Annotated in this window: 23 protein-coding genes; 12 read left to right on the top strand and 11 right to left on the bottom strand. The window is 59.1% G+C overall.

Annotated features, from left to right (window positions below):
- Nucleotides 1–265 precede the first annotated feature (265 nt).
- The 3 genes from ACP7E6_RS14010 (at nucleotide 266) to ACP7E6_RS14000 (ending at nucleotide 3297) form a co-directional block, all read left to right on the top strand.
- Nucleotides 266–1276 (top strand): IS30 family transposase, encoded by a 1011-nt coding sequence (locus tag ACP7E6_RS14010; RefSeq protein WP_426230319.1) that lies wholly within the window; start codon nucleotides 266–268, stop codon nucleotides 1274–1276.
- A 139-nt stretch (nucleotides 1277–1415) separates the two neighbouring features.
- Nucleotides 1416–2702 carry an NAD(P)/FAD-dependent oxidoreductase gene (locus ACP7E6_RS14005; RefSeq protein WP_426230318.1) on the top strand — a complete coding sequence of 429 codons (1287 nt, stop codon included), beginning with the start codon at nucleotides 1416–1418 and terminating at the stop codon, nucleotides 2700–2702.
- 175 nt (nucleotides 2703–2877) lie between these two features.
- Nucleotides 2878–3297: a DUF4864 domain-containing protein gene (locus tag ACP7E6_RS14000; RefSeq protein WP_426230317.1), complete on the top strand. Its 420-nt coding sequence runs from the start codon at nucleotides 2878–2880 to the stop codon at nucleotides 3295–3297.
- Between the two features lie 12 nt (nucleotides 3298–3309).
- Here the strand turns inward: ACP7E6_RS14000 and tgt are convergent, their stop codons facing one another.
- The 5 genes from tgt to coaD form a co-directional block, all read right to left on the bottom strand.
- A complete protein-coding gene (tgt, locus tag ACP7E6_RS13995; protein ID WP_426230316.1) occupies nucleotides 3310–4440 on the bottom strand; it encodes a tRNA guanosine(34) transglycosylase Tgt in 1131 nt (376 codons plus the stop codon).
- Complete coding sequence (gene queA / locus ACP7E6_RS13990) at nucleotides 4437–5522, bottom strand: tRNA preQ1(34) S-adenosylmethionine ribosyltransferase-isomerase QueA (protein ID WP_426230315.1); 1086 nt, start codon at nucleotides 5520–5522, stop codon at nucleotides 4437–4439. Before queA ends, tgt begins: the two co-directional genes overlap by 4 nt.
- 78 nt (nucleotides 5523–5600) lie before the next feature.
- Nucleotides 5601–6110 carry a peptidylprolyl isomerase gene (locus tag ACP7E6_RS13985; protein ID WP_113243679.1) on the bottom strand — a complete coding sequence of 170 codons (510 nt, stop codon included), beginning with the start codon at nucleotides 6108–6110 and terminating at the stop codon, nucleotides 5601–5603.
- A 42-nt stretch (nucleotides 6111–6152) separates the two neighbouring features.
- Nucleotides 6153–6722 (bottom strand): peptidylprolyl isomerase, encoded by a 570-nt coding sequence (locus tag ACP7E6_RS13980; RefSeq protein WP_426230314.1) that lies wholly within the window; start codon nucleotides 6720–6722, stop codon nucleotides 6153–6155.
- A 29-nt stretch (nucleotides 6723–6751) separates the two neighbouring features.
- Nucleotides 6752–7246, bottom strand: coding sequence for a pantetheine-phosphate adenylyltransferase (gene coaD / locus ACP7E6_RS13975; protein WP_426230313.1), 495 nt, complete (start codon nucleotides 7244–7246; stop codon nucleotides 6752–6754).
- A 108-nt stretch (nucleotides 7247–7354) separates the two neighbouring features.
- Between coaD and ACP7E6_RS13970 the strand changes: the two genes are divergently transcribed.
- Both ACP7E6_RS13970 and ACP7E6_RS13965 read left to right on the top strand, forming a co-directional pair.
- Nucleotides 7355–7591, top strand: a complete 237-nt coding sequence (locus ACP7E6_RS13970) for a hypothetical protein (protein WP_426230312.1) — start codon at nucleotides 7355–7357, stop codon at nucleotides 7589–7591.
- Nucleotides 7592–7604: 13 nt separating this feature from the next.
- A complete protein-coding gene (locus tag ACP7E6_RS13965) occupies nucleotides 7605–7745 on the top strand; it encodes a hypothetical protein (protein ID WP_426230311.1) in 141 nt (46 codons plus the stop codon).
- A 164-nt stretch (nucleotides 7746–7909) separates the two neighbouring features.
- On the opposite strand, the gene gyrA is transcribed toward ACP7E6_RS13965, so the two are convergent.
- Nucleotides 7910–10705, bottom strand: coding sequence for a DNA gyrase subunit A (gene gyrA, locus ACP7E6_RS13960; protein WP_426230310.1), 2796 nt, complete (start codon nucleotides 10703–10705; stop codon nucleotides 7910–7912).
- 231 nt (nucleotides 10706–10936) lie between these two features.
- Between gyrA and ACP7E6_RS13955 the strand changes: the two genes are divergently transcribed.
- On the top strand, nucleotides 10937–11566 hold the full coding sequence (locus ACP7E6_RS13955; RefSeq protein ID WP_426230309.1) for a MarC family protein: 630 nt from the start codon (nucleotides 10937–10939) through the stop codon (nucleotides 11564–11566).
- Nucleotides 11567–11643: 77 nt separating this feature from the next.
- Here ACP7E6_RS13955 and ACP7E6_RS13950 read toward each other — a convergent pair whose 3' ends face one another.
- Nucleotides 11644–12183: a single-stranded DNA-binding protein gene (locus ACP7E6_RS13950; RefSeq protein ID WP_426230308.1), complete on the bottom strand. Its 540-nt coding sequence runs from the start codon at nucleotides 12181–12183 to the stop codon at nucleotides 11644–11646.
- 265 nt (nucleotides 12184–12448) lie between these two features.
- Here ACP7E6_RS13950 and uvrA point away from each other — a divergent pair, with 265 nt between their 5' ends.
- Both uvrA and ACP7E6_RS13940 read left to right on the top strand, forming a co-directional pair.
- Nucleotides 12449–15370, top strand: a complete 2922-nt coding sequence (uvrA, locus tag ACP7E6_RS13945; protein WP_426230307.1) for an excinuclease ABC subunit UvrA — start codon at nucleotides 12449–12451, stop codon at nucleotides 15368–15370.
- Nucleotides 15371–15393: 23 nt separating this feature from the next.
- Nucleotides 15394–16197 carry a DUF72 domain-containing protein gene (locus ACP7E6_RS13940; RefSeq protein ID WP_426230306.1) on the top strand — a complete coding sequence of 268 codons (804 nt, stop codon included), beginning with the start codon at nucleotides 15394–15396 and terminating at the stop codon, nucleotides 16195–16197.
- On the opposite strand, the gene ACP7E6_RS13935 is transcribed toward ACP7E6_RS13940, so the two are convergent.
- The gene (locus ACP7E6_RS13935; protein ID WP_426230305.1) at nucleotides 16198–17682 is read right to left on the bottom strand and encodes an NAD(P)H-hydrate dehydratase; all 1485 of its coding nucleotides are present in this window, start codon (nucleotides 17680–17682) and stop codon (nucleotides 16198–16200) included. It lies immediately after the preceding gene.
- 335 nt (nucleotides 17683–18017) lie between these two features.
- Here ACP7E6_RS13935 and ACP7E6_RS13930 point away from each other — a divergent pair, with 335 nt between their 5' ends.
- Together ACP7E6_RS13930 and glnA are read left to right on the top strand one after the other, a co-directional pair.
- Nucleotides 18018–18356 carry a P-II family nitrogen regulator gene (locus ACP7E6_RS13930; RefSeq protein ID WP_018324798.1) on the top strand — a complete coding sequence of 113 codons (339 nt, stop codon included), beginning with the start codon at nucleotides 18018–18020 and terminating at the stop codon, nucleotides 18354–18356.
- Between the two features lie 59 nt (nucleotides 18357–18415).
- Nucleotides 18416–19825, top strand: coding sequence for a type I glutamate--ammonia ligase (gene glnA / locus ACP7E6_RS13925; protein WP_426230304.1), 1410 nt, complete (start codon nucleotides 18416–18418; stop codon nucleotides 19823–19825).
- A gap of 97 nt (nucleotides 19826–19922) precedes the next feature.
- Here the strand turns inward: glnA and ACP7E6_RS13920 are convergent, their stop codons facing one another.
- Nucleotides 19923–20957 (bottom strand): TAXI family TRAP transporter solute-binding subunit, encoded by a 1035-nt coding sequence (locus tag ACP7E6_RS13920; protein WP_426230303.1) that lies wholly within the window; start codon nucleotides 20955–20957, stop codon nucleotides 19923–19925.
- Between the two features lie 48 nt (nucleotides 20958–21005).
- Nucleotides 21006–22049 carry a hypothetical protein gene (locus ACP7E6_RS13915; protein WP_426230302.1) on the bottom strand — a complete coding sequence of 348 codons (1044 nt, stop codon included), beginning with the start codon at nucleotides 22047–22049 and terminating at the stop codon, nucleotides 21006–21008.
- Between the two features lie 187 nt (nucleotides 22050–22236).
- Here ACP7E6_RS13915 and hspQ point away from each other — a divergent pair, with 187 nt between their 5' ends.
- On the top strand, nucleotides 22237–22566 hold the full coding sequence (hspQ, locus tag ACP7E6_RS13910) for a heat shock protein HspQ (RefSeq protein ID WP_113312585.1): 330 nt from the start codon (nucleotides 22237–22239) through the stop codon (nucleotides 22564–22566).
- Between the two features lie 87 nt (nucleotides 22567–22653).
- Here the strand turns inward: hspQ and ACP7E6_RS13905 are convergent, their stop codons facing one another.
- Nucleotides 22654–23289, bottom strand: coding sequence for an invasion associated locus B family protein (locus ACP7E6_RS13905; protein WP_426230301.1), 636 nt, complete (start codon nucleotides 23287–23289; stop codon nucleotides 22654–22656).
- Nucleotides 23290–23512: 223 nt separating this feature from the next.
- Between ACP7E6_RS13905 and ACP7E6_RS13900 the strand changes: the two genes are divergently transcribed.
- Nucleotides 23513–25387 carry an extracellular solute-binding protein gene (locus ACP7E6_RS13900; RefSeq protein ID WP_426230300.1) on the top strand — a complete coding sequence of 625 codons (1875 nt, stop codon included), beginning with the start codon at nucleotides 23513–23515 and terminating at the stop codon, nucleotides 25385–25387.
- The last annotated feature ends 81 nt before the right edge of the window (nucleotides 25388–25468 follow it).

The following is a 25468-nucleotide window of genomic DNA, read 5'->3' as shown; positions in this document are numbered from 1 at the left end:
TTTACTCTTCCAGCTGGAGCCATCCGCCACCGCCCGGCCTACGCAACCCCGACCAGCTCCACCCGGGCGGCGGCTTACGTCTGTGTATCGGCAAATATAGAATCTTGCAAAATCAGTAACAACGAATAGGATGGTGTCGCGTCTCTAAATTTCTTACTTTGTCTCATCTTTAAATAGCTGTGACAAGGCCTGTAGCCGGGTGGGTTCAAGGATGAAGTGCGACTTGCAATAGATAACAACGGTTTATCCCTGCAAGGAACGAGACATGAATCGCACCTACTCCCAGATCGATTTGGATGAACGCCGCAAGATTGCTCGCTGGCGTACGGCTGGAATCAGCGTTGACGTCATCGCCGAGAAACTGCACCGACATCGCTCGACCATTTTCCGTGAGCTGCGCCGCAATACGTTCGAAGATGGTGAGATGCCGGACCTCAACGGTTACTACTGCGTGATGGCCAATGACATGGCGCGAGAGCGGCGTGCCAAGCTCCGCAAACTTGCCCGGTTCTCGCATCTGCGCCAATCGGTGATCGAGCGCATCATGCATGGCTGGTCGCCGCAACAGATTGCTGGCCGATTGCAACTTGAGCGCCATCCGATCTGCGTCAGCCATGAGACGATCTACAAGTTCGCCTATTCCTCAGATGGACAGGCGATCAAGCTGTGGCGACATCTGCCGGAGCACCGTGCCAGGCGTCGGCCACGGCATGCCAGGCGCCGCCATGGCCGGCGTTTTACCCCGGATGTCAACATTCTATACCGGCCAGACGCCGTCGCCGAGCGCAAACAGTTCGGGCATTGGGAATGTGATCTCATCCAGTTTCGCAAGAAGTTCGGAAAGGCCAACGTGACGTCGCTGGTCGAACGGGTCAGTCGCTTCGCCGTCTTGCTGCGCAATAACGACCGGCAGTCACGGCCGGTGATGGACGGCCTGATCCAGGTGCTGCAATCCCTGCCCCACCTCGCACGCCGCTCAATCACCTTCGACCGTGGCACTGAGTTCACCGACTGGCCCTACTTGCAGGCGAGCATCGGGGCGCAAACATGGTTCTGCGATCCCCAATCCCCGTGGCAGAAAGGAACCGTCGAGAATACCAACAGACGGGCCAGGAGATGGCTCTCAAGAGAGATGGATCCATTGTCTCTCAGGGATCGTGATCTCACCGAGATCTGCCATCACCTGAACGCCACACCACGCAAATGCCTCGGCTACAAAACACCCGCCGAAGTCTTCCGCCAGAAACTCCTCGCGCAAATCCGGCGTACCGGTTAGCCTCTCGAAACCGCTGGTCGCGCTTCAGCATGAACTCACAAGACCGGTTGCCTTATGCCGGCACTGGTTGCCTTGGAAACCTCCTTCCCAAACGCGGCCTGCCGTGCAGAATGGCCTTCCATCCTGATGAAGGCACAGCATGCCAGCAAGTCCGTTGCAGACCAGCCTCTATAGCGACACCGCGCGTCCCGCACCATCGACGCCGCCGCTGGACACCGACCGAACCGCGTCGGTCGCCATCATCGGGGCCGGGTTTGCCGGGCTGTCCGCAGCGTTACACCTGGCTGAAATGGGTGTCGATGTCTGCGTGCTGGAAGCCAATGAGCCCGGCTGTGGCGCGTCCGGGCGCAATGGCGGACAGGTCAATCCTGGACTAAAATTCAATCCCAACGAAGTGCTGGGCCAGTTTGGCCGTGACCTCGGCCAGCGTATGATCGACATGGCCTGGGGCGCACCGGATTTCACCTTCGATCTCATTTCCCGTCTGGGCATCGATTGCGAGGCACGCCAGAACGGTACGTTGCGGGCCGCGACCAATACGCGAACGGCCAGGGCAATCGATGTCACGGCAAACCAATGCGCCAGGCATGGCATGCCGACGCGCTTGCTCGATGCGAGCGAAACGGCGCTGGCAACGGGAACGGATCGATACCCGGCGGCGCTGTTTGATCCGCGCGGCGGCGATCTGCATCCTTTGAATTACGCGCGCGGCCTTGCGGCAGCAGCCCAGAATGCCGGCGCATCGATCCATGGCGATAGCCGTGTTGCCTCGGCCCGCAGACAATCCGGAAAATGGTTTTTGACCACCGACAAGGCGACTGTCACGGCGGATAAATTGCTTGTTGTTACAAATGCATACACGGGCGGGCTCTGGCCGGGCTTGAGGAAATCCCTGGTCCCCGTTTACAGTTCGATCGTTGCGACAGAACCCCTGCCCGATGATCTCGCGGCCCGCATTTTGCCGCAGCGTCCGGTGCTCTACGAAAGCGGTCATATCACCGTCTATTACCGGCTCGACAAGCAGAACCGGCTGCTGATGGGTGGCCGTGGGCCGCAGCGGGCATTGTCCGGGCAAACCGGGCCGCTCGATTACCTGAAACGCTATGCCGAAAGCCTTTGGCCGGGTCTTGCGGGTATCCACTGGACCCATGCCTGGAACGGCCAGCTGGCGATGACGCCGGACCACCTGCCCCATCTGCATGAACCGGCTGAAGACACCCTGATCTATCTTGGCTGCAACGGCCGTGGCGTGGCGTTGGCGACGGCTATGGGCAAACAGCTGGCCCAACGGCTGCTGGGCGGACAATCGGCCCGGATCGACCTGCCCGTCACCGGCATCAAACCCATGCGCTTCCATGCGTTCTGGCCGATCGGCGTGCACTCGGCGATGATCTGGGGCAGAATGAAAGACCGTCTGGGCATTTAGTCCGTTCAAACCGCACGCGGAGACCAATGTTATGACGAAATTTTATCTTTCTGGTTTAGCATAATTATTCAAACTATTGAATTTGATATATAAAAACATATAAAATTTCATGGGAAACCATTCTCGCTTGGCACACGTATCATATCTATTCTGATGGCCAGCAAGGAGATGGGGAATGATCCGGACGCTCAGAGCCTGCGCATGTATCGCCATTCTACTGTCCGCCCCGCTGGCTTTGGCGGCGGAGCCTGTCGATACGGCCCAGTCGATCATCCAGAACCAGATCGAAGCCTTTCTCAATGATGATGCGGAGACGGCCTATTCCTTTGCCTCGCCGCAGATCCGGCAGAAATTTCCGGACAAGAGCATTTTCTTCGAGATGGTCAAGCGTGGTTATGCGCCGGTCTATCGTCCCGGCAATTTCGCCTTCGGCCGAAGCAGGATCGCTGGCGATACGGTGGTGCAGGAAGTGTTGATCTCCGCGCCTGACGGCAAGGACTGGACGGCGCTGTATTTTCTCGTCAGGCAACCGGACGGCAGCTACAAGATCAACGGCGTGCAGATGCTGCAGCAGGCCCCAGGCTCCGAAATTTGACTACAGCGCTGTTCAGAGCGGCGCCAGGTCGCCGCGCGCCCATTCTTCCTGTGTCTCTTCCATGAAGGCTGCATAGCGGCCCTCCTCGATCGCCTTGCGGATGCCGGCCATCAGGTCCTGGTAATAGGCCAGATTGTTCCAGGTCAAAAGCATGCCGCCGAGGCTTTCGTCGGCGCGGACGAGATGGTGCAGGTAGGCGCGGGAATAGTCGTGCGCTGCCGGGCACGTGGACTGATCGTCCAGTGGCCTGATATCTTCGGCATGACGGGCATTGCGCAGGTTGACCCGCCCGCGCCGGGTGAAAGCCAGACCATGGCGGCCGGCCCTTGTCGGCATGACGCAATCGAACATGTCGATGCCGCGCGCCACCGATTTCAGGATATCGTCGGGCGTGCCGACGCCCATCAGGTAACGCGGCTTTTCGACCGGCAGTTCCGGGCATGTGATATCCAGCATATCCAGCATGACGGCTTGCGGTTCACCGACGGCAAGACCGCCGATCGCATAGCCCTTGAGGTCGAGACCAGACAGCGCCTGGGCCGAACGGATACGCAGCGCCGGAATGTCGCCGCCCTGGACGATGCCGAACATCGCCTTGCCGGTCTGGTCACCAAAAGCGGTCTTGCAACGGTCGGCCCAACGCAACGACATTTCCATTGCGCGTTCAATATCAGTGGGTTCAGCCGGAAGTCTCACACATTCATCGAGTTGCATCTGGATATCGCTATCGAGCATGCCCTGGATTTCGATCGAGCGTTCCGGCGACATATGATGCAAAGCGCCATCGACATGGCTCTTGAAGGTCACGCCCTTCTCGTCAAGTTTGCGCAGGCCAGCCAGCGACATGACCTGGAAGCCGCCGCTGTCGGTGAGGATCGGATACGGCCAGCGGATCAGCTCGTGCAGGCCGCCCAGACGCGCTACCCGCTCCGGGCCGGGGCGCAGCATCAGATGGTAGGTATTGCCCAGAATGATGTCGGCGCCGAGATCGCGGACCTGATCGAGATACATCGCCTTGACCGTGCCCACGGTTCCGACCGGCATGAATGCGGGCGTGCGGATTTCTCCGCGCGGCATCGATACCGTGCCGCGACGCGCCTTGCCGTCGGTTGCCTTAATGTTGAACTGAAATGTTTCGGTCATGTTGCATCCCGGAAAAGCAGGCTGGAATCGCCGTAGGAATAGAAACGGTAGCCGGTGTCGATCGCATGGGCATAGGCCCGCCGCATCGTCTCGAGGCCACTGAAGGCCGAGACGAGCATGAACAGCGTCGACTTCGGCAGGTGAAAATTGGTCATCAGCATATCCACGGCGCGGAAGCGGTAGCCGGGGGTGATGAAGATGCCGGTCGGGCCGGACCAGGGGCGGATATCGCCATTCTCCTCCGCCGCACTTTCGAGCAGCCGCAGCGAGGTGGTGCCGACACAGACGATGCGCCCGCCCCTCGCCTTGACCGCATTCAGGCGTTCGGCAACTACGGCGCTGACATGGCCGATCTCCTGGTGCATGACGTGGTCGTCGGTATCATCGACCTTCATCGGCAGGAAAGTTCCAGCACCCACGTGCAATGTCACGAAATGGCGCTCGACGCCAAGCGCATCCAGCGCTTCGAACAGGCGGTCGGTGAAATGCAGACCGGCGGTGGGTGCCGCCACCGCGCCGTGTTCGCGGGCGTAGACTGTCTGGTAGTCGGTGCGGTCCTGCTCGTCTTCCGGGCGCTTGGACGCGATATAGGGCGGCAAAGGGATGTGGCCGACGGCAAGGATCGCCTCGTCCAGCGCCGGGCCGGAAAGATCGAACCGCAGGGTCACCTCGCCCGCCTCGCCCTTATCCTCGACGGTCGCGTCCAGCGCGCCCATTAAGCAGGTGTTGGAGCCGTGACCGAACTCGATCCGGTCGCCGGGCTTGAGACGTTTGGCCGGACGGGCAAACGCCTTCCATCGGTCGGGTGCGACGCGCATGTGCAGCGTCAGCGACACTTGCGTGACCACGTCCTCGCCACGCCGGCGCAGGCCTTCCAGTTGGGCAGGAATAACCTTGGTATCGTTGAAAACGAGGGCATCGCCGGGGCGCAGAAACGACGGCAGGTCCATGACGCTGCGATCGGAGAGCTCCACGCTTTCATTCGGCTGGACGACAAGCAGACGGGCACTGTCGCGTGGGCTTGCGGGCCGCAGCGCAATGTTATCCTCGGGGAGATCGAAATCGAACAGATCGACGCGCATGAAAATCTTCTTTAAACGGCAAACCCGCCCCGGCGCCTTTTGAAGGCCATCCGGGACGGGTTTTGGCAATAGCCTGAATTAGGCGTTGGCGGCAAGTTTCATCGACACGATGCTGTCGGGATCCTTGACGGGCTCGCCCTTCTTGATCTTGTCGATATTGTCCATGCCGGAAATGACCTGGCCCCAGACCGAATACTGCTTGTTCAGCCATGGGCTGTCGGTGAAGCAGATGAAGAACTGCGAATTGGCGGAATTCGGCATCTGGCTGCGCGCCATCGAGCACGTGCCGCGCACATGGCTCATGTTGGAGAATTCGGCTTTGAGGTCGGGCTTTTCGGAGCCGCCCATGCCGGCGCGGGCCGGATTGAAATCCTTGCCGCCCGTCTTGCCGTACTGCACGTCGCCGGTCTGCGCCATGAAGTCGTCGATGACGCGGTGGAAAACGACGCCGTCATAGGCGCCTTCGGCGCACAGTTCCTTGATGCGGGCAACGTGGCCCGGTGCCAGGTCGGGCAGAAGCTGGATGATCACCTGCCCCTTGGTGGTTTCCATGATGATAGTGTTTTCAGGATCCTTGATCTCTGTCATGGCCTTCTCCTTGTTGTTAGAGCGAGTGTTTTAAAACGTGTGTTACTTGCCGACCTTGACGCTTATCATGCGGTCGGGATCGGTGACGGAACCATTGTTGGCTTCGTCGCCCTTCTTGATCTTGTCGACATTGTCCATGCCTTCGACGACCTTGCCGACGACCGTGTACTGGCCGTTGAGGAAATCGCCGGGTGCGAACATGATGAAGAACTGCGAATTGGCGGAGTTCGGATCCTGGCTGCGGGCCATGCCGACTGTGCCGCGCTCAAACGGGACCTTGGAAAATTCAGCTTCGACGTTCGGCTTCGAAGAACCGCCCATGCCGGCCATGTCGGCCTTGAAGTCTTTTTCCATATTGCCGTACTGGACGTCGCCGGTCTGGGCCATGAAGCCCGGGATGACGCGGTGGAAGGCGACGTTGTTGTAGTCACCGGCTGCGGCCAGTTCCTTGATGCGTGCAGCATGCTTGGGCGCAACGTCCGGCATCAGTTCGATGACGACCGGGCCATCCTTCAGCGTGATGGTGATGTATTCCTTGGCCTGGGCAAAGGCAGTGCTGGTCAGGGATGCGAGGACAACGGCGCCTGCGAAAGCGAGTTGGAGAATTTTCATATGAACTCCCGTGGAATAAAAGGAAAACGTCAGGATTTGCGTTTTGCGTTCAAGGCCAGATGAACGGCCTTGGGTACGAAGGCGCTGACATCACCGCCCATGGCAGCGATCTGGCGAACCAATGTGGCGGTAATGGGCCGCGATGCCGTCCCGGCAGGAAGAAACAGGGTCTGGATATCTGGCGCCATCTGCCTGTTCATGCCTGACATCTGCATCTCGTAGTCGAGATCCGTGCCGTCACGCAGGCCACGCACCAGCAGCGAAGCGCCATGTTTTCGCGCAGCATCGACCACCAGATCGTCAAAAGACACGACCGAAATATCGCCGGCTCTTTCCGGAAGGAATTCCTTCAACGACTGGGCGATAAGGGCTGCCCGTTCCTCGAAGGAAAACAGCGGCGTCTTGCCGGGATGGATGCCGATCGCAACGATGACCGTCGGCGCCACGTTCAGCGCCTGCACCAGCACGTCGAGGTGACCGTTCGTCATCGGGTCGAAGGAGCCTGGGTAAAAAGCAGTGGTCATAACGCCCGTTTCCGTTTCGAAGCCTTTTGTCACGGACTGCGGCCAATCGCAAGGGAGCACCCTTGCCGCTCCACGTGTTCCCTGCGGAACACAAGCTGGATGGTATGAATGCTAGATGAAGGACACGTTCAAGGTTGCTTCAAAGAGGGTTTGATATTCCGCGAAGTAGAGAACGGAACTTTTTCCAGTGACGGCCGTTTATCGGCTGAAAGGATCACCGCTATGGCACTTATTCTTCTGTCGATGACCATGTTTTTTGTCATGATTTTTGCAACCGCAAACGCAATCAGAAGCGAAGCGCGCATGGACCGGCCTGGTCTCACCGGCAATCGTTTGTTCAAGTAGAGGATAAACTGCAATGGCCATCACAATGATGCTCATTTCGGCAGTGATCAGTATCGTGTTCCTGGTCGATTTCGCTAAAACCATTTTCGAGCTTCAGCGCGACAGAAACGCGATGAAGGCTATGAGCCGGGACACCGGTGGTTTCAGCGTCTGAAATTTTAAGTTTTCACAGCGGCAACCTCCAGTGCCCTGAAATAAAAGCCGGACGGTTCCCTGCCAGTCCGGTTTTTCTTTGCCGCAATTGCCCGATGGCAGCCGCAAGAGAAAAAGCCGGGCGATGCGATCGCCCGGCTTTTTGTAATCATAGGACGGAAGGTTTCATTCTTCCGTTGTGGCAGGCGGCTCAGTGGCCGGCATATCCTCATCCGACACGTCCGTCTGGCCTGCGACCTCATCGCCCTCTTCGGGTTCCGGCTCGCTGATCCGTTCAACGGACACAACTTTCTCGTCCTTTGCAGTCGTGAAGATCGTCACGCCCTTGGTGGCGCGGCTGGCAAGCCGGATGCCCCCAACCGGAACACGGATCAGCTGGCCGCCATCGGACACCAGCATGATCTGGTCGTTGTCTTCGACCGGGAAAGCCGCAACCAGTTCGCCGATTTCGCCGGTCTTGGAGGTATCCGTTGCGCGAATACCCTTGCCGCCGCGTCCAGAGGTGCGGAAGTCGTAGGTGGAGGAGCGCTTGCCAAAACCCTTGACGGAGACCGTCAGCACGAACTGTTCGCGTGCCTTAAGCTCTTCATAACGGGCATCGTCCAGCTGACCTTCTTCGGTCACCTCTTCGCCGACCAGTGCGATTTCCTCGTCCTCGCCGGTTGCAGCCCGCCGCTCGGCGGCAGCGCGCTTGAGGTAAGCTGCACGCTCCCACGGCTCGGCATCGACATGGCCGACAATGGTCATCGAGATGATCCGGTCGCCGTCGCCGAGCGTGATGCCGCGAACGCCGATCGAGTTACGGCCGGCAAAGACGCGGACGTCATCGACCGAAAAGCGGATGCACTGGCCGAGCGCCGTCGTCATCAGCACGTCGTCATGCTCGGTGCAGGTTTCGACGGAGAGGATTTCATCGCCCTCCTCGTCGAGCTTCATGGCAATCTTGCCGTTGCGATTGACCTGGACGAAATCCGACAGCTTGTTGCGGCGGACCGTGCCACGGGTCGTCGAGAACATCACGTCGAGGTTTTCCCACGTCGTTTCATCCTCTGGCAGCGGCATGATGGTGGTGATGCGTTCGCCGGGTTCCAGCGGCAGCATGTTGATCAGGGCCTTGCCGCGCGATTGCGGCGTGCCGATCGGCAAGCGCCAGACCTTTTCCTTGTAGACGATGCCACGCGACGAGAAGAACAGCATCGGCGTATGGGTATTGGCAACGAACAGGCGCGTGACGAAATCCTCGTCGCGGGTCGCCATGCCGGAGCGGCCCTTGCCACCGCGGCGCTGGGCCCGATAGGTCGCCAGCGGCACACGCTTGATGTAGCCGAGATGGGACACGGTGATGACCATGTCTTCCTGGGCGATCAGGTCTTCGTCGTCCATATCCGGACCGCCTTCGACGATCACGGTGCGACGCGGTGTGCCGAATTCTTCGCGCACGGCGATGAGTTCGTCCTTGACGATGGTCATGATGCGGATGCGCGAGGACAGGATATCGAGATAGTCGCTGATCTCGGCGCCGATCTTGTTCAGCTCGTCGCCGATTTCATCGCGGCCAAGCGCCGTCAAGCGGGCGAGACGCAGCTCGAGGATGGCCCGGGCCTGCTCTTCGGACAGGTTGTAGGTGAGGTCCTCGTTGATGCGGTGACGCGGATCGTCGATCAGACGGATCAGGCTTTCGACATCCGATGCCGGCCAGCGGCGCGTCATCAACTGTTCGCGCGCGGTGGCTGGATCCGGGGCGCTGCGGATCAGCTTGATGATCTCGTCGATATTGGCAACGGCAATCGCCAGGCCGACCAAGACATGCGCACGATCGCGCGCCTTGCGCAGCAGATACTTGGTGCGGCGGCTGATGACTTCCTCGCGGAAGGAGACGAAAGCGCGCAGCATGTCGAGCAGGGTCATCTGCTCCGGCTTGCCGCCGTTCAGCGCCACCATGTTGCAGCCAAACGAGGTCTGCAACGGTGTGTAGCGATAGAGCTGGTTGAGGATCACTTCAGCATTGGCATCGCGTTTCAGCTCGACGACGACGCGGTAGCCCTGACGGTCGGATTCGTCGCGAAGGTCCGAAATGCCCTCGATGCGCTTGTCCTTGACCAGTTCGGCCATTTTCTCGATCATCGTCGCCTTGTTCACCTGGAAGGGAACTTCGGTGATGATGATCTGCTCGCGGTCGCCGCGCATCGGTTCGATGGTGGCGCGGCCGCGCATGATGACCGAGCCACGGCCGGTCTCATAGGCCGAACGGATGCCGGAGCGGCCAAGAATGAAAGCGCCGGTCGGGAAGTCCGGCCCCGGAATGATCTCCATCAGCTGCGGCAGTTCAAGCGCCGGCTCATCGATCAGGGCGATACATCCGTTGATCACTTCGATCAGATTGTGCGGCGGGATATTGGTCGCCATGCCGACGGCGATGCCGCCGGCGCCATTGACCAGAAGGTTGGGGAATTTCGCCGGAACGACGGACGGTTCGCTGAGCGTACCGTCATAGTTGTCGCGAAAATCGACGGTTTCCTTGTCGAGGTCGTCGAGCAGCGCATGGGCTGCCTTCTGCAGGCGGCACTCGGTGTAACGTTCGGCCGCCGGCGGGTCGCCGTCGATCGAGCCGAAATTGCCCTGACCGTCGATCAGCGGCAGGCGTAGCGACCAGGGCTGGGCCATGCGGGCAAGCGCGTCATAGATCGCCGAGTTGCCGTGCGGATGGAATTTACCCATCACGTCCCCGGTGACGCGGGCGCATTTGACGTATTTCTTGTTCCAGTCGATGCCCAGCTCGCTCATCCCGAACAGGATGCGCCGGTGCACGGGCTTCAGACCATCGCGGACATCGGGAAGAGCACGGCTGACGATAACGCTCATGGCGTAATCGAGATACGAGCGCTGCATTTCCTCCATGATGGAAATGGGCTCGATGCCTGGTGGATTCTTGCCGCCGCCTGGTGTGCTTTGTTCAGTCAATTTCGATCACGATCTTTGTTCAGAATCAGACAGATTTTTATAGCCGAATGGATTGGCGAGCGCCAATTTCAGGGCTGGGTTTTGAACAGCCTTTTAGGCTCATCGGCGCTCTCGCGGGCATTTGCAAGGCAAAAGCGGCTAAACAGTGAAGGACAGCCCTTTCATTCGAAGCCACCCTCGCCTAACAATTCATCAGACGGTCATCATAAACAAGGCCGCGAGGGGAATGGGATGTCTCAATTCGACCTTCTGATCAATGCGCTGACCACGATCCTGGTCACCATCGATCCGCCCGGCCTTGCGCCGATCTTCCTCAGCCTGACCGTCGGCATGAGCCGGCACGAACGCTTTCTGGTGGCGCGGCGCGGTACGCTGATCGCCTTCTTCATCCTCTCGGCCTTCGCGCTGTTCGGAAACGGCATCCTCGGCCTGCTGGGCATCTCGATCGGCGCCTTCCGGATTGCCGGCGGACTGCTGCTCTTCTGGATCGCCTTCGAGATGATTTTCGAGAAGCGCAACGAGCGCAAGGAAAAGACCGGCGAGACTGCCATTACCCGCGACCATATCCACAATATAGCGGTGTTTCCCTTAGCGCTGCCGCTGATTGCCGGCCCGGGCGCGATCTCGGCGACGATCCTGCTCTCGGGCTCCTTTTCCGCGACGATCGACCGGGTTCAACTGATCCTGGTCATCGCCTTCTGCCTTGCCGTCCTGTTTGCCGCCCTCGTCATCGCCGATCGCATCGACCGGTTCCTGGGCGTTACCGGCCGTGCCATCCTCACACGATTGCTGGGCGTCATTCTGGCGGCGTTGGCGGTTCAGTTCGTCGTCGATGGCGTCAAATCGACCATGGCCTTGTGACCACGCTTGGCTGAAGCAGGTTCCGCCAACGAAAAAAGCCCGGTTTCCCGGGCTTTTTTGACAATGGAGAGCTTCGATCAGAACGGGATATCGTCGTCCATATCGCGCGAAAAGTTTCCACCGCTACTCGCGCCGCCGCCGGAGCGGGCTGCCGGTGCCGAGGAGGGACGATCGTAATCGCCGCCGTAATTGTCCGAGCCGCCGCCCGTGTTGCCGCCGCCATACTCGGAGCCACCGCGGCCGCCGCCGGCGCCCTGCCCGTCACCCCGGCCGCCGAGCATCGTCAGCGTCGAGTTGAAGCCCTGCAGAACGACTTCCGTCGAATAGCGATCCTGGCCATCCTTGTCCTGCCATTTGCGGGTCTGCAGCTGGCCCTCGATATAGACCGTCGCACCCTTCTTCAGATACTGCTCGGCAACCTTGCAGAGACCTTCGTTGAAGATCACCACACGATGCCATTCGGTCTTTTCCTTGCGCTCGCCGGAATTGCGGTCACGCCAGCTTTCGGACGTGGCAATGTTCAGGTTGGCGATCGGCTTGCCGTCCTGCGTGCGCCGGATTTCCGGGTCTGCCCCGAGGTTACCGATCAAAATCACCTTGTTGACACTGCCTGCCATCTTGCTTTTCCCGCTATCCTGCCCGGCCTTGCAGCCCGGCTACCAAATTCAGAGCGCACATCTTAGCGGCTGACGGCCCAGCATACGCCCCTTTGCATTGTGTCATCCACAACAGATTTCAAATTTTGTTCTTTCTTTGTTCTAATAAATTCGTAATATCTTGTCAACCGACTCGGAAAGCCCGCTGTTTTTCACCTTCCGCCTCGACATGGCCGCTGGCGACCTTAAATAGGAGCTTTCCAATGCAGATACAAAGCTGGGCACGATGAGCAAACTCGAGACCATTTCCATCCGCGGCGCGCGCGAGCACAATCTCAAGGGCATCGACCTCGATCTGCCGCGCAACAAGCTGATCGTCATGACCGGCCTCTCCGGCTCGGGGAAATCCTCGCTGGCTTTCGACACGATCTATGCCGAGGGACAGCGGCGCTATGTCGAAAGCCTGTCGGCCTATGCCCGCCAGTTTCTCGAGATGATGCAGAAGCCGGATGTCGATCAGATCGACGGCCTTTCTCCTGCCATCTCGATCGAGCAGAAGACCACGTCGCGCAATCCGCGCTCGACGGTCGGCACGGTTACCGAAATCTACGATTATATGCGGCTTTTGTTTGCCCGCGTCGGCGTGCCCTATTCGCCGGCAACCGGCCTGCCGATCGAAAGCCAGACGGTCAGCCAGATGGTCGATCGGGTCGTCGGTTTTGGCGAAGGTACCCGTCTTTATATTCTCGCGCCGATCGTGCGCGGCAGAAAGGGCGAGTATAAGAAGGAGCTTGCCGAGCTGATGAAGAAGGGCTTTCAGCGCGTCAAGATCGACGGGCAGTTTTACGAGATCGCCGAGGCGCCGATACTCGACAAGAAATACAAGCATGACATCGATGTCGTCGTCGATCGCGTCGTCGTGCGTCCGGACCTGACGGCGCGCCTCGCCGACAGTCTGGAAACATGCCTGACGCTTGCCGATGGCCTGGCGATTGCCGAATTTGCCGACAAGCCGCTGCCGCCGGAAGAAACCTCGGCTGGCGGTTCGGCCAACAAGTCGCTGAACGAGACGCATGAGCGCGTGCTGTTTTCGGAAAAATTCGCCTGCCCGGTGTCGGGCTTTACCATTTCGGAAATCGAACCGCGGCTGTTCTCGTTCAACAACCCGTTCGGTGCCTGCCCGACCTGCGATGGTCTGGGCAGCCAGCAGAAGATCGACGAGGCGCTGATCGTGCCGGAACCCGACCGGACCCTGAAGAACGGCGCCATCGCCCCCTGGGCCAAATCATCCTCACCTTACTACAATCAGACGCTCGAAGCGCTGGGAAAAGCTTTCGGCTTCAAGCTGTCGAGCAAATGGACCGATCTTTCCGACGCGGCCAGGCACGCTATCCTGCAGGGCACCGAGGAAAAGATCAGCTTCCATTACGAGGACGGCGCCCGCTCCTACAATACGACCAAGAATTTCGAAGGCATCGTGCCCAATCTGGAGCGGCGCTGGAAGGAGACCGACAGTGCCTGGGCGCGCGAGGAAATCGAACGTTACATGTCGGCAGCCCCCTGCCCGGCCTGCAACGGTTTTCGCCTGAAGCCGGAAGCGCTCGCGGTCAAGATCAACAAGCTGCATATCGGTGAAGTCACACAGATGTCGATCCGCGTGGCGCGTGATTGGTTCGAGGTCCTGCCCGAGCACATGAACGCCAAGCAGAACGAGATCGCGGTGCGCATTCTGAAGGAAATCCGCGAACGGCTGCGGTTTCTCAACGATGTCGGGCTAGAATATCTCAGCCTGTCGCGCAATTCCGGCACGCTGTCGGGCGGCGAAAGCCAGCGCATCCGGCTTGCCTCGCAGATCGGTTCGGGTCTCACCGGCGTGCTCTACGTTCTCGACGAACCATCGATCGGCCTGCACCAGCGCGACAACGCCCGGCTGCTCGATACGCTGCGGCATCTGCGCGACATCGGCAACACCGTAATTGTCGTCGAGCACGACGAAGACGCAATCATGACTGCTGACTATGTGGTCGATATCGGCCCGGCTGCCGGCATTCACGGCGGCGAGGTCGTGGCACAGGGCACACCGGCGGAAGTTCTCGCCAACCCGAATTCACTGACCGGCAAATATCTTTCGGGCGAAATGGCCGTCGCGGTTCCGGCGGAACGGCGCAAGCCGAAGAAGAAAAAGGAAATCACCGTCGTCGGTGCCCGCGCTAACAATCTGAAGAACGTCACGGCGTCGATCCCGCTTGGCATTTTCACCGCCGTCACCGGCGTATCGGGCGGCGGCAAGTCGACCTTCCTGATCGAGACGCTGTACAAGGCGGCGGCCCGGCGGATCATGGGTGCGCGTGAAAACCCGGCCGAGCACGACCGGATCGACGGTTTCGAACATATCGACAAGGTCATCGACATCGATCAGTCACCGATCGGCCGCACGCCGCGCTCCAACCCGGCCACCTATACCGGCGCCTTCACGCCGATCCGCGACTGGTTTGCCGGACTGCCGGAAGCAAAGACGCGCGGCTATCAGCCGGGCCGCTTCTCCTTCAACGTCAAGGGCGGCCGCTGCGAGGCCTGCCAGGGTGACGGCGTCATCAAGATCGAGATGCACTTCCTGCCGGATGTCTATGTCACCTGCGACGTCTGCCACGGCAAGCGCTACAACCGCGAAACGCTCGACGTGCATTTCAAGGGCAAGTCGATCGCCGACGTGCTCGACATGACCGTCGAGGAAGGCGTCGAGTTCTTCGCCGCCGTTCCGGCGGTGCGCGACAAGCTGCAGGCGTTGCAGGGCGTCGGGCTCGGCTATATCAAGGTCGGCCAGCAGGCCAACACCCTGTCGGGCGGCGAGGCGCAGCGCGTCAAGCTCGCCAAGGAACTGTCGAAACGCTCGACCGGCCGCACGCTCTACATTCTCGACGAGCCGACCACCGGCCTGCATTTCCATGACGTCGCCAAGCTGCTCGAAGTGCTGCACGAACTGGTCAACCAGGGCAATTCGGTCGTCGTCATCGAGCATAATCTCGAAGTCATCAAGACCGCCGACTGGGTGATCGATTTCGGTCCGGAAGGTGGCGATGGTGGTGGCGAGGTGATCGCAGCCGGAACGCCGGAAGATATCGTCAAGGAAAAGCGCTCGCATACGGGCGCCTTCCTGAAAGACCTTCTGGAACGAAGGCCGATCCGCAAGATGGTGGCGGCAGAGTAAGGCAAAGACCGGAGGGTGGGCACATGACCAAATCAGGCACGATCCGTTGCGGTATTGGCGGCTGGACCTTTGATCCCTGGGAGGGGACGTTCTATCCGGAGACGCTGACGAAGAAGCGGCAGCTGGAATATGCCAGCAGCCAGCTGAAAGCCATCGAGGTCAACGGCACCTATTACGGCTCGCAAAAGCCGGAGACGTTCGCCAAATGGGCGTCGGAAGTGCCGGATGATTTTGTCTTCTCGCTGAAGGCCAGCCGTTTTACCACCAATAAGAAGGTGCTGGCGGAAGCTGGCGAGTCGATCGGCAAATTTCTGGGCCAGGGGCTGACCGAACTCGGGCCGCATCTGGGGCCGATCCTGTGGCAGTTCATGCCGACGAAAAAATTCGACGTCGAGGATTTTGGCGCGTTTCTGGCACTGCTGCCGGAGAAGCAGGATGGCTTGACGCTACGTCATGTCGTGGAGGTACGCCACGATTCCTTCCGCACGCCGGAATTCACCGCCTTGCTTGTCAAGCATAAGGTGGCGGTCGTCTGCGCCGATCATTTCGACTATCCGATGATCGCCGATGTCACCGGTGATTTCGTCTATGCGCGCCTTCAGACCGGCAGCGATGACGTGGCGACCTGTTACGATGAAAAACGCCTTGATCTCTGGGCCGACCGGGTGAAAATTTGGGCGGCAGGCGGCGATATCGGCGATCTCGCCCATGCGGATTCCGCCCACAAGCCGGAAAAGCAGCCACGCGACGTATTTGCCTTTTTCATCAGCGAGGGCAAGGTCAATGCGCCGAACGGCGCACGGGCGCTGCAGAAGCGGGTGGACTGATCAACCGGCCACAGGCAGTGGCTCGATCGCAGCGGCAAGTTCCTCTGCCGTCAGCCCCTCGCCTGCCTTGACGCCGGCCCGGCCGTGACGCCAGACGCCTGAAGCGGCGGCTTCGAATGCCGGCATGCCCTGCGCCAGATGCGCGCCGATGATACCGGCGAGCGTATCGCCCGACCCCGCGGTTGCCAGCCAGGGCGGGGCGTTGGTGTTGATCGCGGCGCGCCCGTCGGGCGCGGCGATGACGGTGTCGGCGCCCTTGTAGACGATGACGGCGTGGCTGCGTTTGGCAGCCAGGATAACGCGATCGACCTTTGACAGAGTTGGGCCGGCGTCGATATCCGGAAACAACCGGGCGAACTCGCCATCATGCGGCGTCATGACCAGATGGGGTTCACCCTGCGAAAAAGCGTCGAAAAGCGGCGCTGGATTTTCCTTGAACGCAGTGATCCCGTCGGCATCAAGCACCAGCGCCCGGTTGCAGAGCATCAGGGCGTATTGCCGCGCCCTCTCCAGATCGCCAAATCCCGGACCGAGCACGAAGGCGCTGATGCGCTTGTCGGCAAGCCAATGCGACAGAGCGGCGGCATCGTCGATCTCCTTCAGCATCACGGCTGTCAAATGCGCGGCATTGGCCGCGAGCGCCGCAGAGATCGATGCAATTGTCACCAGTCCGGCGCCCGCCGTCAGTGCGGCCGCAGCCGACAGCCGCGCCGCGCCGGTTGACAGCGGTCCGCCCGAGAAGACGGCGAGATGGCCGCGCGTGAATTTGTGGGCCGACGGATCAAGCGCATGCGTATGGCCGGCCCAGAGATGCGGGCCGTTTTCGCAAAGCCTGCTAGTATGGCTTTTAAGCAAACGTTCGGGGATACCGATGTCGAACACGTCCAGGCTGCCGCAAAGCGAGCGCCCCGGCAAAAGCAGATGCCCCGGCTTTCGCGCCATGAAGGTAACGGTATGGCTGGCTCGAAAACTCTCGCCCAGCACCTGTCCGGTGCGGCCGTCAAGACCGGACGGCAGGTCAATGGCGATAACGGGAATCTGCGCTTGCGTGACAGCCTGCATCACCAAGGCGGCATCTCCTGGGACAGCACGGGACAGGCCCGCGCCGAACACGGCGTCGATGACGACATCTCCGGTTTTTGGCCGGTAGGACTGCAGAGCTTCCACACGATACACCCACTGCGCATGGGCACGGGCTGCATCGCCCTTGAGAGACACGGTATCCCCCAAAGCGTGAACGGCGACCTTTGCGCCGCTTCGCTGCAACGCCGCAGCCGCGATATAACCATCGCCGCCATTGTTGCCAGGCCCGCACAAAACGACAAACCGAAGCGCCTGCGGATAAAGCCGCAATGCTGCAGCGGAAACGGCCAGACCCGCCGATGTCATCAGCCTGAAACTGTCGATCCCCGAATGTGCGGCCTCGCTGTCGATCGCGGACATTTCCGCAGGGGTGATGATGGATACGGTAGGGTTAGGGAGCATGCCTCAAAATGCCCGTAAGTCGGGGAACCGACAAGCGTAAAACGTAGCCTTATTTTGTATGTTTTTTAGGCATTTGCATAGAATTCGCACTGACCGATGGCGTCTATCGCAGCACCGCCCGACACGTGTTGAGGACAAAGCCCCTTAACGCAGAAAAATTCATAAAAAATAGGCAAATGGCGCTGTTTATTCCGGAGAAAGGGATATGATCATCGAAGCTGCGGGTGTTTCACCCAAAACAGCATCGCATTTGCCACATCTGGCATGTAAAATGCATACTGAGGGTGAGCGGGCATAAGCCTGCCATAACGGGAGAAGCGGAGAGACATTTTCTCATGAAAAAGATCGAAGCGATCATAAAGCCTTTCAAGCTGGACGAAGTGAAGGAAGCCCTTCAGGAAGTTGGCCTGCAGGGGATCACCGTCACCGAAGCCAAGGGCTTTGGACGCCAGAAGGGTCACACGGAACTGTATCGTGGGGCGGAATACGTTGTTGATTTTCTCCCGAAGGTGAAAGTTGAAGTCGTACTGGCTGACGAAAACGCGGAGGCCGTGATCGAGGCCATACGGAATGCCGCCCAGACCGGACGGATTGGCGACGGAAAGATCTTCGTCTCCAATATCGAGGAGGTCATCCGCATCCGTACCGGTGAGACCGGCATCGACGCCATCTAATCCGCCTGACCGTTCGGTTCAGGCCCTACCTCGTCATCTCAAAAGAGGGACTTCAAAAAATGACGACTGCAAATGATATCCTCAAGCAAATCAAGGATAACGACGTCAAGTTCGTTGACTTGCGCTTTACCGACCCGAAGGGCAAGCTGCATCACCTGACGATGGACGTCGGCTGTGTCGATGAAGACATGTTCGCTGACGGCGTCATGTTCGACGGCTCGTCGATCGGCGGCTGGAAGGCCATCAACGAGTCCGACATGGTGCTGATGCCGGATACGGCGACCGTGCACATGGATCCTTTCTTTGCGCAGTCCACCATGGTTATCGTCTGCGACATTCTCGATCCGGTCTCCGGCGAAGCCTATAACCGCGACCCGCGCGGCATCGCCAAGAAGGCCGAGGCCTATCTCAAGGCGTCCGGCATCGGCGATACCGTCTTTGTTGGTCCGGAACCGGAATTCTTCGTGTTCGACGACGTCAAGTACAAGGCGGATCCCTACAATACCGGCTTCAAGCTCGATTCGTCGGAACTGCCGTCGAACGACGACACCGATTACGAGACCGGCAACCTCGGTCATCGTCCACGCGTCAAGGGCGGCTATTTTCCAGTTCCCCCGATCGACAGCTGCCAGGACATGCGTTCCGAAATGCTGACGGTCCTGACCGAAATGGGCGTCACCGTCGAAAAGCAGCACCACGAAGTGGCCGCCGCCCAGCACGAGCTCGGTGTCCGGTTCGATACCCTGGTCCGCAATGCCGACAAGGTGCAGATCTACAAATATGTCGTCCACCAGGTCGCAAACGCCTACGGCAAGACGGCAACCTTCATGCCGAAGCCGATTTTCGGCGATAACGGTTCGGGCATGCACGTCCATATGTCGATCTGGAAGGACAGCAAGCCGACCTTCGCAGGCGACGAATATGCCGGCCTGTCGGAAAGCTGCCTTTACTTCATCGGCGGCATCATCAAGCACGCAAAATCAATCAACGCCTTTTCCAACCCGACGACGAATTCCTACAAGCGCCTCGTCCCGGGTTATGAGGCACCGGTTCTGCTGGCTTACTCGGCTCGCAACCGTTCGGCTTCGTGCCGCATTCCGTTCGGCACGGGTCCGAAATCGAAGCGCGTCGAAGTCCGCTTCCCTGATCCGCTGGCAAACCCCTATCTCGCTTTCGGCGCCATGCTGATGGCTGGCCTCGACGGCATCAAGAACAAGATCCATCCCGGCAAGGCCATGGACAAGGATCTCTACGACCTGCCGCCGAAGGAACTGAAGAAGATACCGACCGTCTGCGGTTCGTTGCGCGAAGCGCTGGAAAGCCTCGACAGGGACCGAAAGTACCTGACCGCCGGCGGCGTGTTCGACGACGACCAGATCGATTCCTATATCGAACTGAAGATGGTCGAGGTCATGCGCTACGAAATGACCCCGCATCCGGTCGAATTCGACATGTACTACTCGGCCTAACAGCCTTCGGACCCGTCATTGGCGGGTCCGCCTCAAACAAAAGGCCGGCTTTCCCGCGAAAGCCGGCCTTTTGTTTGCAGGATAGGGTGGGGTCGCTCTACTTCTTCTTCAGCCGTTCTTTCAGCAGATTGAGATATTCCTCGTTGCCGTCCGGTTGCTCGCTTGCGGCCGCTGGCGCCGTGCATGCCGGCTTGTAGTCAAGCGCCATGCCGGCCTTGACGCAGACGCCGACCTGCCATCCGGGAGGCAGTGCTGTGAGATCGACCTCCTTCCATTTCGGATGACCGCTTGCCTGCAGCTTGTCGAGATTGTTGAGGATGAGGCTTGAAAACTCCGAGACGGCCTTGCAGCTTTCCCGCTGGTAAGCGTTGCGCTTGATGTCATAGTCATAGGTCATCATCACCGCCTTGACGGCGATCAGATCCACGGGCTCCTTCTGGAACGTATAAGTGCCGGTCTCGATCCGCGAAGGCGTGTAGGTTGCCAGGAGCGGTGCTTCGGTGATCGGCACGAGATGGAATTTCGAACCGTCGATCGGATTGTTCTTGAACAGCGCTGCAGGCGCTCCCGCGACGTAAAAGAAGGCATCGATCTCGCCCGCGAGAAGTTTTGGCAGGGCTGCATCCGGATTGAGTGGTACCCGTTCCCCGGTCTTTACCTGAAGGATGTCGAGGATCAGCGACGAAGTCAGGAAGGTGCCACTGTCCTTGACGCCGACGGCAACCTTCTTGCCTGCAAGATCTCCCATGTCCTTGATGTCGGAGCGGCCGAGAACGTGGATTTCTTCGTTATAGAGCGGAAACATGATGCGTACGCCGCGCACGGCCTGCTGCACTTCCGGATCGTCGGCCTCGAATGTTTTCAGATATTCGAGCACATCGCTCTGAACGATGCCGAACTGGGTATTCTTGCTGTTGCGGACGCCGACGAAATTCTCCAGAGAACCCGCAGATTCCTTGACGTTGAGTGTCAGGCCACACGTCTTGCCGAGGGCTGCAACATCCCGCCCGATCTGGATATAGGTGCCTTGCGGCCCCCCGGTCATGATGTTCTTTTCGAACTCGGCTGCCGATACCGGATTGAGCGCAAGCGCCGTCAGCATCGTCGCGGCCATGAAAGCCTTTCGGAACATCGTGTTTTCTCCCCATATGGCATCGGCCAGGCAGGCGGATACCGGTTGTCAGCAATCGCTCTTGAAATCGCGCATCAGGTTACGCATCAGGATCAGCGGTACCTTGTCAAAGACGCTTTCAAGCGCATCGGTGACACAAGCCCCTGACGCCAGCTGGTCCTTCAGCCGCTGTTTCTTCTCATCATCCAGAAAACCGACGCCGCGCGTCTTGCCGATAATATTGTCCACCATCAGCCGGTCACGCGGCACCAGTCCTGCGCCCGGGCCAGTCTGGCCAGTTTCGGTTACCGGCTTGTCGATCACAGGTGTATCGGATTGCGTTTCCGGTGCAATTCTAGCTGCGGCTTGGGCCTGATCCTCAAGCTGCTTCTGCAGCGTCTCAACTTTGCGGCGTTCTTCGCCGAGGCTTTGTTCCAGCGTCTTGATCTGCACGTCACGGGCGAGATCGAGCGCTGATTTGAAGGTCGCAGGCTCTTTCCCGGCTTCAGTGACCTTCTGCTCCAGCGCTTTTTGCGCCGCCGCCGCGTCGGCCGTGGCCTTATCGAGAGCCACCTTCAAGCTGGTTATCTGCTTGCTCAGGGTAAGCTTTTCGCCGCCAAGATTTTGCGCCTGCGTTCGGGCATCGGCGGAATCGGTCTTGGCCGTGCTCAGCTGATCGTTGAGCCCGGCAATCGTTGCCGTCAAATCATCGGTGGCTGCTTTCGCCGCAGATTTTTCGTTCGAAAGCAGCTTTTCAAGCGCTGAAATATCGGCGTCGCGCTTGTCAAGAAGCCGGTTGAGCTTGGGAATTTCATTAAGCTTCAGTTCGGCATAGTCCTTTTCCAGTTCCTCGGCCCAGTTCCCGGAATTCTTTTTGAATTTGACGAGATCACTGGTCGCCTTGTCCTTTTCCACCGTGACCTTGGCAAGTTCTGCTGTCAGCGAAGCAGTCTTGGATGTCAAAGCGGCAATGTCCGTCTGCATCGCCTGCCGGGCAAACCAGAAATAGCCGCCGGCCCCGATCAGCGCCAGGCAGAGCACGGCCGGCAGCAACAGACCGGACGAGTTGCGGCCGCGCGTCACTTGCTGGTCCCTACCCCATTGATTGCTCATGCCATATCCGCCATCGAAGAACTCCTCATATGGGAGGTACGACGATTTTCCCGGAGAGGCAAGCAACGGCGTACAGCAACTCTGTCTCTGCCGATCCGCGCTGTTGAGCGCCCATCTCCTGCCGGAGCTTCACACTTGATGTTTGAGGAAAAACCACCACATACTACTGCGAAAGGAACCTATCATGATGAAACAAAGAGACGCAAAATTTCAGATTGGACAGGTTGTTCGCCATCGCGTGTTTCCATTCCGCGGCGTCATATTCGACGTCGATCCGGAATATGCAAACACCGAGGAATGGTGGAATTCAATTCCCGCTGAAGTCCGCCCGACCAGGGACCAGCCGTTTTACCATCTGCTCGCCGAGAATGAGGAAACGGAATATGTCGCCTATGTCTCCGAACAGAACCTCATTTCGGACGAAAGCGGCAAGCCAGTGCGCCATTCGCAGGTGAACGCCTTCTTCGATCCGGAAACTGTCGGGCAGTACAAGCCGAAAGCGGTTGTTCAACACTGAGATCCGTCAGCAATAACGGCCTTAGCCTGAAATGCAAAAAGCCGCCGCGAGATGATCGCGGCGGCTTTTTGTTGATGAAACAGGCAATCAGTTAGCCTTGGCAGCCTTCTGGGCTTCTTCAAGCTTCTTGCGCGCATCTTCGGCCTTCTTCTGCATTTCTTCCTGCAGCAGGCGCTGGCGCTCTTCGAGCTTGGACTGTTCGATCGGCTCGCCGTCGAAGACGCCGGTGAAGCCACCGAGCGAGATCTTGATCGGGTTCGGCGCCCGCTGGAAGTTAACCGAGGTGAACACCACTTCGCTGCCCTTTTTCAGGCTGGCAAGAACGGCATCGCTAAGCGGCACTTCGGCAACGCACTTGTCCGGCATGCAGATGGCGTAGTCGAGCTTGGAGCCTTTGCCACCGTCGATCTGCATCTGGATGCCTGGCGGAATGAGGCGTGCCGACGGAACCGAAACCTGCAGGACCTTGCGGTTGACCTTGCCCTGAACACTGATCAGGCCGATTGCGGTAATCAACTGACCGTTGCTGGCCGTCAACAGGTTCTGCACGATGCAGACATCGTTGTCTTCCTGCTTGGTGCAGACCTTGAACCAACCCTGGGGCGGACGGCCGGCACCAGAGGCCTGCTGTGCAAACGACGCGGCCGGCATCGCGGCAACAGCAACTGCGCCGGCGAATGCCGACAAAGCAGCCTTTTTGGTAAAGTTCGACTTGAAGATCATAATGATACCCGTCTCCTGAATTCCGGTGTCTGAGCAGTCTAAAGACGCTCGTGATCAATGGTCAGCTGCCCGCTCTCCTGTTGGGCAAATGAGGCAATTGCATGACCCTCGTCTCCGGGAACACCTGTTACAGGGAGCGGCGACGGATATCCAGCCTCCCCGCCATTTTTTTGCGTTCCGTTGTTGGGTCAGCATTTGCTTTTAAAGTATCGGTTGGTTGGAAATGCTGGTCAACGTGTTAATTTGCCGTGATTCACGAGACGACGACAGCAGGAGGCGGGCTTTGCGCGCATTGTTTTTGGGTTTGATTTCGGTGCTGGTTACGCTTGGCACGGGTGCGACTGCGCAGGCAGAGCCGGTTCACGGCATCGCCATGCATGGCCAACCCGCCCTGCCCGCCGATTTCAAATACTTCCCCTACGTCAAGCCGGACGTCAAGAAGGGCGGCCGGGTCTCCTATGGCGTGGTCGGCACTTTCGACAGTCTTAACCCGTTCATCTTGAAGAGCATGCGCACAACGGCCCGTGGCATGCTCGATCCGGAATATGGCAATCTCGTCTATGATTCGCTGATGCAGCGTTCGCGCGACGAAGCCTTTTCGCTCTATGGCCTGCTGGCCGATACGGTCGAATGGGACGACGACCGCACATTTATCCAGTTCAACCTCAATCCGAAGGCCAAATGGGCCGATGGTCAGCCGGTGACACCGGAGGATGTGATCTTCACGTTCGAACTGCTTCGCGACAAGGGCCGCGTTCCGTTCAGCACGCGGCTGGCAAAGGTCGACAAGGTAGAAAAAATCGGCGACCGCAGTGTCCGCTTTACATTCAACGATAAAGCCGACCGCGAATTCCCGCTTTTGCTCGCCATGACGCCGATCCTGCCGAAGCACGCGACCGATGTGGCGACGTTCGATCAGACATCGCTTAAATTCCCGCTCGGCTCGGGCCCCTATCGTGTTGCCGAGGTGAGACCCGGAGAACGGATCGTTTACAAGCGCAATCCCGACTACTGGGCGAAGGATCTGCCGACAAAGGTCGGTTTCGACAATTACGACGAGATTTCCGTCGAGTATTTTCTGCAGGACAATTCTTTGTTCGAAGCCTTCAAAAAGGGTGAGATCGATGTCTACCCGGAAGGCAGCCCTACGAAATGGTCGCGCAGTTACAATTTCCCGGCCGTCCAGTCCGGCAAGGTGATCAAGGAGACGTTCACGCCGAAGACGCCGTCAGGCATGCTCGGTTTCGTCTTCAACACGCGACGGCCGATGTTCGAGAACCCGAAGTTGCGTCAGGGGCTGGCGCTGGTCTTTGATTTCGAATGGGCAAACAAGAACCTCTTTGACGGTGCTTACACTCGCACGCAGAGCTTCTGGCAGAATTCGGGTCTTTCCTATCTCGGTGTTGCCGCCGATGGCCGCGAGCTTGGAATACTCGGCGACATCAGGAACCGCATCAATCCTTCGGTCCTGGACGGAAGTTACCGCCTGCCCGTCACCGATGCCTCGGGACGCGACCGCAATGTGCTGCGCGAAGCCGTGACGCTGCTGCGCGAAGCCGGTTACGGCATCAAGGACGGCAAGATGCTCAGCGCGCAGGGCATACCGCTCGCCTTCGAGATCATGACCCAGAACGAGGGCCAGGAAAAACTGGCGTTGACCTATCAGCGCTCGCTGGCAGCGCTTGGGATTGCCGCGTCAGTGCGCACTGTCGATGATTCGCAGTACCAACAGCGCACCCAGTCATTCGACTACGACATCATCATGAAATCGTTCCCGTCCTCCCTTTCACCGGGTATCGAGCAGATTACCTATTGGGGATCGCAATCGCGCGATCAGCAAGGCAGCTCAAATTTTGCCGGAGTCGCCGACAAGGATGTCGATACGCTTGTCGATCACATCCTGCGTGCCGTCAGCGTCGAAGACTTCACAGCCGCCGTTCGGGCGCATGATCGCCTGCTCGTCTCCAATTTCTATCTCGTGCCGCTGTATCACGTCGCCTCGCAATGGGTTGCGCGTGAAAAACGCATCGGCCGCCCGAGTGTCGTGCCGCTCTATGGCTATCAGCTGCCGGTATGGTTTGATGAAACTGTGCAGTAACCCGGAATTGGCGGCGGTATACTTTTGGTAACGCATTGAAAGCGCAAACCGGGACGCCTATGTCGCTGATCAACGATTTTC

The sequence above is a fragment of the Pararhizobium sp. DWP3-4 genome (genome assembly GCF_049898205.1).
Lineage (GTDB): Bacteria > Pseudomonadota > Alphaproteobacteria > Rhizobiales > Rhizobiaceae > Pararhizobium.
The sequence above is the reverse complement of the archived record's forward strand: the minus strand, read 5'-3'. Positions and strand labels throughout refer to the sequence as shown.